Consider the following 14276-nt stretch of genomic DNA (forward strand, 5'->3'; position numbering starts at 1 on the left):
GTCAGCCGATTCCTCGCTCGCGGTTGTCCGAACCACTGGCTCGCAGCACCCACTGAGCCAACGGCAGCGCGGCAAGTGGCAAGAGGACAAGGCCGGGCCCGAAAGTCATCAAGAATGGTTGGGCCGACAGTTGGCTATCGATGTTGAACCACACATCCGAGATGCGCTCGTTGAGCAGTCGTGAAACCAGCCAGGCAACCGGGAAAGCGATCACGATGCCACTCAGCCCAAGCAACGATGCCTCCATGACAACCGTGCCGCGAATCGTCCGGTTGCGGAAACCGAGCAGGCCGAGCAGCAAGTACTCGCGCCTGCGTTCCAGGATCGTGTAGCCAAGGCACGCTGCCACGAATAACAGTGCTACGACAATGCTCGTCAGGGCACCGAGCCACAGCAGTGCTGTGATCTGGTCGGAAGAAGCAACGATCAATTTGACTATCTCGTCCTTATTCAAAGCCTGCTGCACCCCCGATTCGGAGTTCAGGGCATTGGTAGTTGAGGGGATTTTGTCAGGCGAGACCTTGACTAGGACGCCAGAGAACAGGTCACTACCAGTCAGGGAGCTCGTGAACACCACCGTCGAGCGAACTTCACCGGGCAGTGCAGATGACATAATCCCCACTACTCGGGCTTCGTGCTCGGTTCCCGCCGCTTTGATTGTGAAAGTGTCACCTGGTTCAAGCGCCAACCTTCGGGCGAGCCCGGCCTCGAGAACCACGCCATCCGGGTCGGACTCGGATATGTCAGAGCCCTCGACAAGGGTAACCTTGTGCCAGGTATTCTTTGGATCGAAGCCGCCGATCAAAAGGTTCTCTATAACCGAACCGTTGGTCGCTTGGGCCGCCGTCTTGATGGTCGGCGTCCATTCGCTCACGCCAGCCTTCGACATGAGAGCTGCCGCTTGGGCATCTGACTGTGGCTCGGCGAAGTCTACAGTCAGGTCCCACTCGTTACCGACGACGGCCGACCGAGAAGTGGCGATCACCGAAGAATACGACAGGAAGTAGGCTGCCGTCAGACCAAAGCCAATCGCTATGGCCAGCGTGGTCAGGACCGAAACCCACGGATTGCGCTGAACATTTCTGATCGAAAGGCGCGCCGTGGTGTTCGGCACCAGAGCCCCCAGCCGGACGCCTCTGACGCGGCCGCTGCGACCGGTATCGATGGTGCGTGTCATGGCATCACGCGGCGTCATCCGGAAGATCCTTTCAAAGGTTAGCGCAGCGCCGAGTCCGTAGACCGCCAAGGTGCCGATACAACCGATTGCGATCATCACGGGGTCAAGGATGAACGGCACGCTCGGCAACCCGACCGAAGACGCGAAGTTCTCCAAGAAGGCATGTCCCACGAGCACCGATCCCAGCAGACCCATTATTATGGTCCAGCCAACCAACCACATATAAGGCAGCACGTAGGCGCGAGCCACAGCGGCGGGTTGGTGCCCCTGGACCAGAAGCACCGCAATGCCCTTGCGTTCTCTCGCAATCCACTGCGCCGATAGGAACATCGACACGAAGGCGGCCGATAACGCTCCCACAAGCACCATCAGGGGGATAACGACATCGAAAACGTCAAGGTTTTTCTCGACATACTGGTATGCGAACTGTTCTTCGCGCTTCATGGCGTAGGCTCCGGTCAGATTCTGTGCAGCAGCCTCATTAAGCACGGCCTCCCGGGCAGCGTCGAGATCCTGCCCCGACTCGAAGTCGAAGACAACGCTGTTGGCTACCGACGACGCCTCTGATGGGGACAGATAGACCACCCCCATAGAACCCTTGGCCGAGACGAACAGGCTCGGGTTGAGCGGGGCAATGAGGAACTCAGGATCACGAACTATACCACGAACCGTAATGGTTCGCGTGGCGCCACCGACCTCAATTTCCAGTGAGTCACCGACATCAACTGAATGGTATTTCGCCATGCTCTGGTCGATCAGCGCTCCAGAGTCATCGTCCCGCGTAAGAAGGGTCCCCTTAAGGGGCGTCAAAATATTGAGCCGAGTGCCGGCCCACACCGAATCAGAAAAGATCACGGTCAGCGCCAAGTCGTTGGTCTCGGCCAGCTGCGTGCGTCCGGACAGGACCTGGCGAGATGTGCTGCCAGCTAAGCCGGACAGTCCATCAAAGCGCGGCGCAGGCTGATTCGGCGAGGGAGTGAACCTCAGTTCCAAGTCTGCGAGATGCCCCTCAGAATACCAATTATTTCGCGCCTTCGTGATGCTCGACATGGCCGAGTACTCGCCGACCAGTATCGAGAAGGCCATGGATGCTACCGCGATCAGCACCATCAGTCGACCGGCCATCGACCAGGCCGAACCGAGGGCGAACTTCTGCAGCGAGCTGAACGGAAGAACGTGAGCGGGATTGTGGATCTTGATCATGAGTCACAGACCTTGATGGCACCGTCACCCATTTCCCAGATCTCAGTGGCATAGCTGGTGACGATCGGATCGTGGGTGGCGACGACGAGCGTGGTGCCGGTCTGCTGCTGCAGCCGGGTCAGGCAATCGAGCACCTGCTTCGCATTCGCATGATCAAGGGCACCAGTTGGCTCATCAGCCAGGATCAGCGGGGGCTGTTTGACCATCGCCCGGGCAATCGAGGCACGCTGCTGTTCGCCACCGGACATTTGGGCAGGAAAGTTATCGGCTAAGTGTGCGATGCCAACCGCGTCCAACATTTCCAACGCACGCATACGCCGCTCGACAGTCGGCTTTCTCAGCGGTTCGAGTGCAGCAGACACATTTTCCAAAGCGGTGAGGGTTGGCAACAGATTAAAAAACTGAAAAATAAACCCGATAGTCGTAGCTCGGAAGTCGGAGCGTTGTCTGCGTGGCAAAGCACCCAAGTCGACCCCGCTGACCTCTACCTTACCAGAGTCGAACACTTCGATACCACCCAAGATGTTAAGCAGGGTCGATTTACCGCTACCCGAGACGCCTCGCAAAGCAATGGAACTGCCCCGTTCAGCGGTAACCGAAACCTCGTCAAGCACCTTCAGATCGCAAACAGGCCCCGGGTACGTTTTGGTCAATGAACTGACGCGGATAGTTCCGCGGTCGATTTCTGTGGTGGTCATAGGTATTCCCTCTCATCGATCGCGGTTCGACAGATATGAAATGAAACTGCACCACAGCTCACGATCATCGCTGTGGAGGAAATCCATGTCGGAGACGATGCGCAAGCAAGCATCCAAGTGTTTGTCTGCAATTTCCCGCGCCTCGGTGAGCGCACCACACTCCCGCATAATGTCCACTGCGCTTCGCAGCTCGGATTGATCGGTCGTGTTGGCCCGCAGGATGCGAACCAGTTCTGCCGCCCTTTTGCGGTCGGCCCGTCGCAGGGCGAGCAGCACTTGCAGCGTGACCTTGCCCGCGGTGATGTCCTCGGCGTTGGTTTTACCCCATTCTTCTGTCACGGGAGCCACGTTTAGCTGGTCATCGATCACTTGAAAGGCCAGCCCGATCTCCTCACCAAGCCTCGAGTACGCCGAGAATGCCCGATCGTCAGCATTTGCCAGACTCGCCCCGATCTTGAATGGCATCCGATAGGTGTAAGAAGTCGAGCGATGTACTACCGACTGCAGGTATTCGAGCGGGTCGTGGACCATGGACTCCTCAGACGGCCACATCGTATCAATGGTAGTGCCGAGACCGGTCACCCAGTGTTCCCAGGCAAGCTCACGCCCCAGCCGCCTCCTCGAATTATCACGCAGTACCGACTGGGAATTAGCAAGGATGTCAAAGCACATGTTCAACCAAGATGACCCGAGCGCTCCCGCCGTACGCACTCCGACCATTCGATGCGCGGTTGGCCCACCGCGACGCAGATCAGAATCGTCAGCAATGTCATCCAGTACCAGCGAAGCCGAATGGATTATCTCGGCCATCGCCACAAAACTGGGGGCCTTCACAGGATCGACTCCCAATGAGCGGGCGGTCAAGCAGACCAACACTGGCCGGATCATCTTTCCTGTCCTATTCAAGTAGGAACGGAAGGGCTGGTACCAGTCGCGTAGTAGCAGCTCAGTCATCTCATCGGTCAGATCGGTTCCGGCCAGTTTGCGGATCTCCGCAGCTGTGTCCCACCGATCAACGGTCTCGAGTACGGCTTGGCGGGCAAAAGGAAACCAAGCCTTGTACTGCTCAGCCCAAGAGCCAGTCATTCCGGGGGCGAGGGTTACACTCATGCCTTGACTCCGATCGTTGCATACAGTCTAGGGGTAACAAGCCGGGTGAACTTGAGAACCGCCTGATCCACTCCCGGCAGAGAGTGCTTGGCTAACGAGCGGGCCAGACTGAGTTGCTCGGCGGCCAACGCCGCCGGGTCAGCGTCCACTCGCAGGACCATTTCGGGCAGCCAAGACTCGGTCGAAACAACCGGGTCCTCCCCGATTGCATCCAGCACCGATCTGGAGATTGCTTCCAGGCGCAACGCCACCCCGAGGTGTCGACAAACCGAGGCCAGCAGGGTGCCCGCCTGTGGCTGCCCGATAACAGCAGCAGCCGTGAGCCCCACAAGTTCGAATGACGCGGAAGGCTCCGCGGATAACAGATAGTCGAGCAGCCCTTTGCGTTCCAATTCATTCGACAGCTGGTGAGCACCAAGATCAACGGACCGGGCAAGACCCTGCCGTACCAAATACTTGCCGAAAGCTTCACCGAGGCGAGTACCTGGTGCGCGGGAGAGATCGCCCTCATATGCAAGCAGGACGCCGAGTTGGCGCAGATTGTAGGCAACCGTCACCCAGACGGGAGGAGGCAGCGGCAGTGATTCGTCTTGACGCGGCAGGTCATACGCATTAGTAACCATATCGAGCATGATCGACGAGAGGTACTGACATTCGATTGCCGCGATCAGTTGGGCGACTGGACGCTGGTATGGCTCCTTCCCTGCCAGCAGTAGGTCCAACAAGAGTGTCCGCAAGCCAGCGGGATGTTGGCTATTGAATTCATGAACGGGGGCTAGGAAACCCCGTTCAAGTCCATCCCAGTCCCATCCAAATCGCGGTTCATCCACATAGGCAACCACCCACTGATCATCCCTTCGCTGTGGCACGGTCAGCTCCAAGGCCGCATCGGCCGCCGCACGAGCCCTCGGCCACGCAGTGGTCAGATCCATCTTGTTTCTCCTTTCCAGCAGGGACTATCACCCGATGACAAACTGAACAACCAACGCACTGAGAGCGATAATTGCCTGTACGATGACGAATCTATGCGACAATGGTAACTTCAAATCCGAATTAAGGTAGCGGTCGACGAACAGCCAGACATACGGCGTCCACATGACCAAGAAGAGCCATCCTTGTGGAACCGCCAACACGCCGGCAATCAAACCCATCAGGTAAGTTAATGAAGTGATCGCGATCACCACCCGGGCAATCCGGTGGACGATCTGGATCGGATAGGTGTTTGCGATAGTTATCACCTGTGCCCTCAAGTCTCCCTTGGCGTCACGGACGTCCCAAAGTAATTCCGTGAGGTAGTCGAACCCGAAGGTGACCACGATCATGACCAATAACTGTAGCCACTGCGGCCAACTTCCCACATAGACGTAGGGAGTCACCAGTAGCGGTACCGACCAACACAATGCAGCGAAAGCATTCTTGACGTATCGGTATTGTTTTATCCGTGACAGACCCGGCAGAGTTGGCCATGGCATCGGCCTACTGTAGAAGTTCATCAATATATTGACGATCAAGGAATAGAACAGGAAATCCCATCCGGCTCGCAACGCCAAACTTGCACCCACCAATCCCGCCCCCACACAGACCGGCCATGCCACATGCTTGCTGGCAAAGAAATGGCCTTTGCCAGCATAGTTGACGGAATCCTCGCGACGGTCGGTGATCTGGTTGTAAACGTAGGCAACCACGGTGGACGAAGTAATCATGACGTAATACTGCCAGTCGAGCGGAAGGTGCATCGACTGATTCCAGAAGGAAGTCAGAATGACCGGTAGAACAAAGGCGTGGAATCGGTTCGTCAATAATATTTCGCTAGTAACCCTCAGCCGCACACCGAAGATGGCAGTCATTCGATTCCCCTGAGGATGTCCAACGCCTGGTCGAGGCGGGCAACGTTAAGTAAATCACATGAGGTGACCTCGGGGGTGCCGATGATCAACGCTCTGCAGCCGGCGCGCTCGGCCAGTTCAGCATCCTCAGTGAGCGAGTCACCGATGACCACGGCGGTGTCGAGGTCGTCACCACGCAGACCCAAGTATTCGGTGATCATGTATGGATCCGGCTTACCGACAAGAATCGCCTCGCGACCTGCCGCCAACTCGACTCGCCTCACGGTTGCTCCAGGACCGGCGTGGATTCCCGAGGCGTCAGCAAATATAGCATCCTTACAGGTTGCAAAAATGCGTCGCGGAGGGAGGCGCCGAATGCGATCCAAGGTTCCTTCGGTGAGAGCAGGATCACGAGTGACCAGCAGCACCTCAGACTCGCCGACCTCCACGATTTTAAGGTCAGGAACCAAGCGTTCAAGCTCAGCACGCAGCACATCTGAGCCGATCACCGCCACCTCGCTCACGCCGATCGATGACAGCCGATGTGCCGCGACCATAGCCATCGTAACGACATCGGACGCGCAGACTGGGACACCGTTGGCCACCAGTTCGCTAGCAAGATCAACAGCAGTGATGCTGCTGGAGTTGGTGACAATGTGCACCGAGTAGCCAGCCTCACGCAGACCAGAGATGAGATCTCCCGGCGGCGAAGCATCATAGTGCTGCCGGCCAAGCAGAACTCCGTGGACGTCGACAATCGCGTGTTTATTCACCACTGGCCACCTTACCTGCAGTCGGTCGCCCACCATCCAGTGGCCGACGCCAGTATTCGTCGGAGATCGCGTATCTGCTCAATTCTGCTATCTCCGCCAATACATCGGGCCGAACCCTACCCAAGGCACCGATTGCAGCCACACCAGCCGAGACGAGTTCTTCAACTTTGAGCTGGGTCAACCGGCGGGCTCCGGTGCGTTCAATCAGTGCGGAAAACTCTTCAACAGTGTAGCCATGCTCACGGTTGAGCCAAGCACTAAGTATGGCACGATCTTGACCATCAGCTAATTCATTCGCCAAGCTCAGCAGGTAGGTGGGTTTCAGGGCTCCCAGATCAACTCCAACGCCACGGCCTAAACCTTTTTCGCTGTCGCCGACGGTATCCTCCAAGTCGTCTTTGAGTTGGTAGGCAATCGCCAAGTTGCCCGACCACGAGACCAGTGCGGTGATGATGGACGCGTCCGCACCTGCGGCAATCGCGCCTGCACGGGCACAAACCTCGAACAATCGCCCAGTTTTCAGCCAGGCATTGTGCAGGCAAGCCTCGGAGGATGGCAGCCGACAGCCTTCATGGTAGACATCAAGCAACTGTCCAACGTTGTCCCATAGATCGTGTTCCTCAAGCATTGTGAGAATCGTCAGAACGTGCCGACCATCCAGCGGTGCAGAGGAGATCGCTCGATTTGCAAGAGCCCGACCGATCTTGCCATAGGCGAAGGCAGCGATGACACCGTTGCGGGTACTCTGGCTGGCGAAAGGCGTCGGATCACTGGCGCCTTCCTGTTCGCTACCAAACAGGCTGGCGAGGTGCACATGACTGGTCGGCCACCCACGCCGCAGGACATCACCATCATAGATGTCGTCGTGCACCAACGTATGGTGATGGTAGAGTTGGAGGGCCGCAGCTATCGGCAGCACCGTCGCTAAGTCTGTACCACCCGCAGCCCGGTAACCAAGGATGGTAGTGAGTCCATGAAATCGCCTACCGGCTACTTGGAGATAGTGCTCCATCCAGCGGTAGATAGCGCCGATGAAGGGGTCATCGACCATCGGTCCGCGTCGGATCAGCCAGTCGATCTGCGCAGCAATGGCGCGGTCGACCTCGATTCGGTCGTCTTCAATCCTTGCTGCTGCCGCGCCCGCTTGATCGATTGACTCAAACATGTCTCCCTCCCATTGACGAGTCAAGGTGGTCGGTCTCCAAACTGCTGGGCCGAGCGACAGTGTCAAAGAAGGTGTGATGCCAAAGCTGGGTGGTAGCAACCAAGGTCACCAATAATCCCTGCCGCAACTTGGCCAAGTATTCTCGCCCCCGAGACCCAGACACGACGGGACGGTCCAATTGATCCAGCACAGTAGCGACCCGTTCGGCGTCGAAGTAGCCGAAATCATTGATCGTTTGCGGAGCCATTAGGTAGCGATAAAGCTCAGGCGCCTTCCGTGAGGTGAATGGACTGGCAAACGGCATTGTGAACCGCTTCTTCGGACGCCAAGCCACTTCCGGGCCCACCTGATCCTGGGCCGCAAGCCTGAGCAACACCTTGTTGCATCCTTGACCGATCTTGGTCTGGTCATCCAATGAGGCAGCAAATTCAACCACTTCACGATCAAGAAAGGGATACCGCCCCTCGACCGACGCGCCCGCGAGCACCCGGTCACCATGCGGTCCGAGAAGGTAGTTGCCCAGCATTACCTCATACGACACCGCCAAGGAAGCACTCAAATGGGACGTCCGAGCGAACAGTCCTCGATCGAAATCCACTGTGGCGAGCGGAATATCGGCCTCGAGTAATATCCCTGCCGGTTCGGTGAGGATTGGCGCGAAAACTTCGCGGTAGAACTCCCACTCCACCGCCTGCGCGGGGATGAAACCGAAGGCATCACGGATCCGACCCAAACGCCCGTCGACCGGTACTAGGCATTTCGATGCAAGCCGACTCCCAAGCGCACGACTAACCATTCCCCTGATCGGCCGTGGCGAGTCCCAGATCCACCTGAGTTGTCGACTCTGTTTGAAGGCTTGATAACCAGCAAAGGCCTCGTCGGCCCCCTCACCACTAAGAATCACTTTACTCAAACCACTGGCCCGGCAAGCAAGCGCGTGCAGGGCGGCCGACTCGGTTGACAGGGTCGGGGTTTCCAAGTGCCACATCAACGAAGAGAACACCGTGGCAATTTCGTTGTCCGCCATCACCTCGGAAACCAAGCTGACACCTAAATAATCCGCAGCCTTGGCTGCCAAGCCGGTCTCATCAAGCTTAGGATCGGTGGAGCCGACCGAAAGCGCAGTCAGCTGGCCACGAACGTGCCGTCTTGCAAGTGCAGTGACAAAGGCCGAATCCACCCCGCCGCTGAGGTAGACAACCGGCGTAAATTCTCCTTGAGCACAACGTCCGACTGCTCTGGTCAACAAACTATCAAGTTCCTCACGGGCCGCTTCCCAGTCAAGTCTGCGGCCAGCCCCCGGCTCGGCACACCGTAACTGCCAGTAACGAGTCAATTTTGGCGAACCAGTCGGGTTAACCACCAGATAGTGCCCTGCTGGCAATGCGTTGACACCTGCGAACATCGTGTGAGGTGCGACGGTGGTACCAAAATAGCATAGCTGAGCCAATCCCCTTGGATCTGGCTGGGGATCGGGCAGGTTCACAGCAAAGAGAGCTTTGGCTTCGGATGCGAAACTCAAGGTGGTGCCATCCCAGGACCAGACCAAAGGGCAAATCCCCAGCCGGTCACGAACCAAGACCATCCTGTTGTTTCGCCGGTCATACAGCGCAATCGCGAACTGCCCGTCGAGGTACTCGGGGAAGGCCATGCCGAACTCCTCATAAGCGTGGGCAATGACCTCCCCGTCGCAGTGCGAGGCAAAGCGGTGCCCTAAAGCCCGAAACCGCAAGAAGAGTTCACGATGATTCGTTATTTCCCCGTTGAAGACCACCAAGATCGATCCAGACTCATCACTGAAGGGCTGGTCACCGAAAGACACATCAACGATTGCCAACCGAGCACTGCCTAGCACCACGCTGTCGCTTCGTCCGACAGTCTGTGCGTCCGGACCTCGATGAACTACCGTGCGCAGCATGCGCGCCGCCAGTAGCTCGTCCTCGACACCAACGCCTTCCGGTCTAAAGAGTCCTACGACACCGCACATGCTGTGTCTTTCGTCAAACTAAAAAGCTCAGTGCCTTGGAAAGATCGTCCTGCGAGAGCGTCGCTCAGACTCTGGGGTGCCCGGCCATCAACAATCAGGGTCCTGATACCAGCCGAAGCGGCCCGGGCAGCGACCCGGAGCTTCGCCGCGATGCCACCTGTGCAGTCGCCGGTCATGTCGGGTATCCCGGTCAACCGCGCCAGATCGGCAACATTGATCGACTCATAAACCCGATGATCTGGGGTCGTGCCATCGTAGACTCCTGGGGCATTTATAGCGAATACGACATCACTAGCCCGCAGAGCAAGTGCGGCCCCAACAGCGATATCATCGGACGACAGGACTTCATATCCGATGTCAGTGACGATAAATCCGCCACCAACAACCGGGGTGTGACCTCGCATGATGAGCAGCTCCAACTGTCGCGTCATTTGAGCACTCGGCACATGAGACCAATCCAGCAGTGAGATCCGGAACGGATTCAGACCATGAAGCTCTAGCTGCCGATAGACAGCCAACTCGAGTTCCAAAAGTAGCTGATTGACATGCGAGACAACTCTCCCCATATCATCAGACAACATACGATCAAGGTATCCGAACTCGATCGCCGCCGGTTTACCGAATGATCCAGTACCATGGGCGACAAATACAGGACGGTCGAGAGGTAGCTGCGCACAGAGGTCAGCAAGGCGCTCCTCAAGCAAGATCGCCGAGTTAGCCACAGTATTCGATATCAGACTACCCCCTAGTTTGACTACGATTGGAGCCCTCGGAGTCATGGCTGCACGGCACTCAGCAGAGTCCCATTGGTTCCGATCCGTTGAAATCAGCATGCAGAAGCCACAATCATGAACTCGCGAGCCTTTTTGCGGTCGATGGTCGTCTTCCGGTCAAGCCCTCCACAGACAGCGCCACGGACACCCACAATGTCGGTTCCAATGGATGCCAGCTGATCAAGATGCTGTAGCCGAATCGATCCAGCCAGCGCGACCTCCAAGTTATTCTCGTGAGCTGCCGAGACGAACTCTCGGAGCTCTGCCAGATCGCAAGAATCGAACAGCGTCTTGCCATCTTTGAACAGGGTGTCCATCATGACAAGATCCGTGTCAGCTTCGATTGAAATCTCGACCAACTGTAGCGGATTGAGACCGCCGAAACGTCGATAGTCGGCGTAACCCGCAGTAACCACCAAAACGTCTTTGTTAACTTCCTTGGCGGCACGATCAACTGCTTTCATCAACTGCACACCCTCGTTGACAGTCGAAGGCCCGTGAAGGCCAGCCTTTATGTAGGTGACGCCACTGGTCACCGCACCGCGAGCGGCCAGCGCCGCGGTTCCGGGTTTGAAAGGAAGATCCCCCAGCGTTGCACTGAAAGTCACTTCAGGATCACCGACGCGTTCGATGACCTCGCGAATCACCCACGGAAAGCTCGCGCCAAGCGACCCCTCTGACGTGTTCTTTATGTCGATAATGTCAGTGCCACACTCGTAGGCGATAACCGCTTCGTCAGCACTGATGGGGCTGATGAGTACTCGCATTAAAGATCTCCGTTTACATTACTTGATGGTGTTCATGTGTTGGGTATATTCATTGTCAGTGTGGGGCGTAAAGAATTTTGATCCCAACATACCCAAAGGATTGCCGGTTTCCTCAATTGATTGGGAAGTTAGCGAAATCAGCTTGGGTGAATGTGTGGTCCAATGTTGATACTCGAAATGAGTTCATGACGGGGTAGTCGTTGGATAAGCTTCTCGGGATGAGGTAGCCAAGGGGTTCGGGGTCGTTCGTTCAGTTCTGATGAGATGGCGGTGTGGTAGGGATGGGGGTGCCCTTGGACAAGTAACCTGCGGATCAGCCGGTTGGTGTTTTCACTGCTGCCGCACTCCTACAGTGAGCACGGATGCGTGAAATGCACCAGTAGCTTGTTAGCCATTGTGGGTGCGTCATGGCGGGCCTGTCAAGGGGTCCGAGTTGACTCATCTAAATCTCCGCCTGTGCGGGTTTGTTCCCTCAGATAGGAGAGGACGAGCCGGCCTGTAAGCCGGGTTCTGTGACTGCGAACAGCCGACGGTCATCCATCTGCGAACGCCGTCGCCGGCGTCCTTCCCCCGCCGCTTCCGCGACGGGCGCGCGACCTACCCGCAGGCTCGGGCGGGCAGCCCTCGATCACCTGCGCGGATGCCGGGGCATCCTTCTTGGTCTTGCTCCGGGTGGGGTTTGCCGTGCCGTCGCAGTCACCTGCGACGCGGTGGTCTCTTGCACCGCCGTTTCACCCTTACCCGATCACTCGGGCGGTCTGTTCTCTGTGGCACTGTCCCGCGGGTCGCCCCGGGTGGATGTTGTCCACCACCCTGCCCTGTGGAGCCCGGACTTTCCTCAGCGCCGAGGCGCCGCGACCGTCCGGCCGACTCGTCCACAGAAAAGGGTAGCGCGCGGATCACCCATCCCGGTGGTGCAGGAGAGGGCAGATGGCCCCGGCAGGTCAGTGTCGGCTCACAGGCCCGACTCCTCGGTGCGGACGAGGATGCGGCCACACTCCTCGCACCGCACGACCGTGTTCGGCTGGGCTCCGGCGATGGCGTGCAGTTCAGCGGCATCGATCTCGAGGCCGCAGCCGCCGCAGCGTTTGGCGCGCAGCTCGGCGGCACCGCTGGATCCGGTGCGCTGGGCGATCTTGTCGTACAGCGCCAGCAGGTCGGCGGGCAGGGGCTTGCGGGTGAGGGCGAGTTCGTCCATGAGCTGCCTGCCCTGCTCGGTGATCTCGGTCTTCTTCTTCTCGCGGCTGGCCAGCAGCGCACGCATCCTGTTCTCGATATCGGTGCGCTGGGCGGTCAGGTCGGCATGCGCCGCCGTGGCGTCCTCGACTGCCTGCATGGCCTCGAGCTCGGTGTCCTCGAGCTTGCTGATCCGACCACCGAGATGCTCGATCTCGGCCAGCAGGGACTGCAGCGCACGCTGGTCGGCAACCTCACCGGAGTCCGCGCGCCTCTGGTTGCGGTCCTGACGCGCCTTGGCGGCCTCGAGATCACGGTCGATACGGTCCAGTTCGGCCTGGGCGTCACTGCGGCGGGTCGCTGCCTCGGTGATCCGCCCGGTCAGCGCGGCCCGGTCGGCCTGCAACGCCTTGAGTTCCTCGTTCTCGGGGAGGTTCGCAGCCTGATGACGAAGACGCATGAGCTTCATGTCGAGGGCGGCAACGTCGAGCAGGCGACGCTGGGCGGCTGGATCAGCGAGCATGGGCCAAGCCTAGACGGTATGGGTGAGCCTTGGCCGGATGAGGCGCTGGCGAGCCGGGGCCTGGCTTCGTGACGGTTCATGGGCGCCCTGGCAGCCAGATGACCCAGAATGGCCACCATGAGCGTGAACATGGTCGCAGTTCCCCCGCTAGGCGCTACTGTGCTGGAGCCCATGGTGGATCGCCGCTCCGGGGGCACGTGGACTGTTCGGGTCGAACCGTTCAGGCTGTCGGATGCGGTGGTGACCTGCGGTCTGTGGGACGAGGTGCACGGCGTGTCCGGCGATCCCAGGTCGGCCAGCCTTCCGAAGACGGATGTGAGCTGGCGGGACGCGATCATGTTCTGCAATGCGTTCTCGGTGAGAGAAGGGCTGACGCCGGCCTACGAGGTCTCCCGGCGTGAAGTCCCCGCGGTAACGCAATGGCGACCGCACAGCGAACCCGCGGTCGACGACTGGATGGTGGTCTGGGACCACAACGCCGACGGCTATCGACTACCCACGGATGCCGAATGGCAGGTCGCGTGCCGGGCAGGTAGCAGGGGCGCACGGTACGGGCAGTTGGACGATATCGCCTGGTATGCGGACAACTCCGGTGGGAGTGTTCACCGGGTGCGGTCGAAGGAGCCGAACGCGTGGGGTCTGTTCGACATGCTTGGCGGCGTGTGGGAGTGGTGCTGGGATCTGTATGACCCGACGGTCTACGGGTCGTACCGCATCATTCGCGGTGGGGGCTGGAGTGACCCGGAGTGGAGTTGCCGGGCGGGCGTGCGACGCAGGACCAGCCCGATCGCCTCGTTCGATGATCTGGGATTCCGCGTCGCCCGAGGCGCCACCGGCTCGCCTGCTGTGAAACCGACCTGACTCACGATTCCCGGCATGGTGCGAGTGATCGACGTCACGCGGATTCCGGCCCGGGCCGAGCTCGTGGAAGCAGGTGCCCGAGGCGCAACGCCGAAAGTTCTGCGGATGCCGCCCAAGCACTTGCCAGGCTTGCTCGTGATGTCGTGGCTCTTCGGACGTGAGGCGGTATTGCGTGGAAGAGCTTGTGGCCCGCCAGCTCCCGTCGCTGGTGCACGCGCGCCCAGCCCACGCGTCAAA

Annotated in this window: 12 protein-coding genes and 1 other RNA gene; 1 reads left to right on the forward strand and 12 read right to left on the reverse strand. The window is 58.7% G+C overall.

Features of this window, described 5'->3' with window-relative positions; genetic code table 11:
- Position 1: 1 nt before the first annotated feature.
- The 12 genes from D9T14_RS00150 to D9T14_RS00205 all read right to left on the reverse strand — a co-directional run bounded on the left by D9T14_RS00150 (position 2) and on the right by D9T14_RS00205 (position 13178).
- The gene (locus D9T14_RS00150) at positions 2-2380 is read right to left on the reverse strand and encodes an FtsX-like permease family protein (protein WP_119161854.1); all 2379 of its coding nucleotides are present in this window, start codon (positions 2378-2380) and stop codon (positions 2-4) included.
- On the reverse strand, positions 2377-3078 hold the full coding sequence (locus D9T14_RS00155; RefSeq protein ID WP_119161855.1) for an ABC transporter ATP-binding protein: 702 nt from the start codon (positions 3076-3078) through the stop codon (positions 2377-2379). The genes D9T14_RS00150 and D9T14_RS00155 overlap by 4 nt, the downstream gene beginning before the upstream one ends.
- A 12-nt stretch (positions 3079-3090) precedes the next feature.
- Entirely contained in the window at positions 3091-4188 is a 1098-nt protein-coding gene (locus tag D9T14_RS00160; RefSeq protein ID WP_119161856.1) for a polyprenyl synthetase family protein, read from the reverse strand.
- On the reverse strand, positions 4185-5120 hold the full coding sequence (locus D9T14_RS00165; protein WP_119161857.1) for a hypothetical protein: 936 nt from the start codon (positions 5118-5120) through the stop codon (positions 4185-4187). Before D9T14_RS00165 ends, D9T14_RS00160 begins: the two co-directional genes overlap by 4 nt.
- A 27-nt stretch (positions 5121-5147) precedes the next feature.
- Positions 5148-6035 (reverse strand): UbiA family prenyltransferase, encoded by an 888-nt coding sequence (locus D9T14_RS00170; protein WP_119161858.1) that lies wholly within the window; start codon positions 6033-6035, stop codon positions 5148-5150.
- The gene (locus D9T14_RS00175; protein ID WP_170175662.1) at positions 6032-6790 is read right to left on the reverse strand and encodes an HAD hydrolase-like protein; all 759 of its coding nucleotides are present in this window, start codon (positions 6788-6790) and stop codon (positions 6032-6034) included. Before D9T14_RS00175 ends, D9T14_RS00170 begins: the two co-directional genes overlap by 4 nt.
- The gene (locus tag D9T14_RS00180; protein ID WP_119161860.1) at positions 6780-7952 is read right to left on the reverse strand and encodes a polyprenyl synthetase family protein; all 1173 of its coding nucleotides are present in this window, start codon (positions 7950-7952) and stop codon (positions 6780-6782) included. The genes D9T14_RS00175 and D9T14_RS00180 overlap by 11 nt, the downstream gene beginning before the upstream one ends.
- Positions 7945-9939: an asparagine synthase (glutamine-hydrolyzing) gene (gene asnB / locus D9T14_RS00185; protein ID WP_119161861.1), complete on the reverse strand. Its 1995-nt coding sequence runs from the start codon at positions 9937-9939 to the stop codon at positions 7945-7947. The genes D9T14_RS00180 and asnB overlap by 8 nt, the downstream gene beginning before the upstream one ends.
- Entirely contained in the window at positions 9924-10772 is an 849-nt protein-coding gene (locus D9T14_RS00190; protein WP_119161862.1) for an amino acid kinase family protein, read from the reverse strand. The genes asnB and D9T14_RS00190 overlap by 16 nt, the downstream gene beginning before the upstream one ends.
- Complete coding sequence (locus tag D9T14_RS00195) at positions 10766-11479, reverse strand: (5-formylfuran-3-yl)methyl phosphate synthase (RefSeq protein ID WP_119161863.1); 714 nt, start codon at positions 11477-11479, stop codon at positions 10766-10768. The genes D9T14_RS00190 and D9T14_RS00195 overlap by 7 nt, the downstream gene beginning before the upstream one ends.
- A 483-nt stretch (positions 11480-11962) precedes the next feature.
- Positions 11963-12353: RNase P RNA component class A (gene rnpB, locus D9T14_RS00200), an RNA gene on the reverse strand.
- Between the two features lie 81 nt (positions 12354-12434).
- The gene (locus D9T14_RS00205) at positions 12435-13178 is read right to left on the reverse strand and encodes a zinc ribbon domain-containing protein (RefSeq protein WP_119161864.1); all 744 of its coding nucleotides are present in this window, start codon (positions 13176-13178) and stop codon (positions 12435-12437) included.
- Positions 13179-13295: 117 nt separating this feature from the next.
- On the opposite strand from D9T14_RS00205, the gene D9T14_RS00210 reads away from it, so the two are divergent.
- Positions 13296-14039, forward strand: a complete 744-nt coding sequence (locus D9T14_RS00210; protein WP_232012478.1) for a formylglycine-generating enzyme family protein — start codon at positions 13296-13298, stop codon at positions 14037-14039.
- Positions 14040-14276: the final 237 nt, after the last annotated feature.

It is taken from the genome of Propionibacterium australiense, from assembly GCF_003666605.1.
In the GTDB taxonomy this organism is placed as follows: domain Bacteria; phylum Actinomycetota; class Actinomycetes; order Propionibacteriales; family Propionibacteriaceae; genus Propionibacterium; species Propionibacterium australiense.